The following is a 603-nucleotide window of genomic DNA, read 5'->3' as shown; positions in this document are numbered from 1 at the left end:
CGCCGGCTCAGGCGGCATCGCGCCGCGCCGGGTGGCCGGATTGCAGCCGCGCCACCAGTGCCGCCAGGGCGCTGCGCAGCGCCGCCCCCTGCTCGGCCACCGCGTCGCCGGATTGGCGCACACCCTGCAGCGCGCCCTCATCCTGCCGCATGCAATGCTCCACCTTCTGCATGCGCGCCGCCACCTGGGCCGAGCCGGCGGCGGCATCGGCGACGTTGCGGGCGATGGCCTGGGTCGCCTCGCCCTGCTGCGTCACCGCCTCGGCGATGGCGCGGGCGATGCCGCCGCTCTGCTCGATGGTGGCGCCGACATTGCGGATCGCCGCCACCATCTGCTCGGTGGCGCGCTGCATGGCGCCGATCTGGGTGCCGATCTCCTCGGTGGCGCGGGCGGTCTGGCTGGCCAGCGCCTTCACCTCGTTGGCGACGACGGCGAAGCCGCGCCCCGCCTCCCCGGCGCGCGCCGCCTCGATCGTGGCGTTCAGCGCCAGCAGGTTGGTCTGGCCGGCGATGTCGCTGATCAGCCGCACCACATCGCCGATGCGCATCCCCATCTCGGCCAAGCTGGCGACGGCGGCATCCGCCTGGCGCGCCTCGGCCGTGG

Annotated in this window: 1 protein-coding gene; it reads right to left on the bottom strand. The window is 75.3% G+C overall.

Features of this window, described 5'->3' with window-relative positions; genetic code table 11:
* Window positions 1-7: 7 nt before the first annotated feature.
* Window positions 8-603: methyl-accepting chemotaxis protein (locus HMPREF0731_RS22665; protein ID WP_007006616.1), on the bottom strand; the 596-nt coding region annotated here is incomplete at its 5' end.

The organism is Pseudoroseomonas cervicalis ATCC 49957, from assembly GCF_000164635.1.
GTDB lineage: Bacteria > Pseudomonadota > Alphaproteobacteria > Acetobacterales > Acetobacteraceae > Pseudoroseomonas > Pseudoroseomonas cervicalis.
The sequence above is the reverse complement of the archived record's forward strand: the minus strand, read 5'-3'. Positions and strand labels throughout refer to the sequence as shown.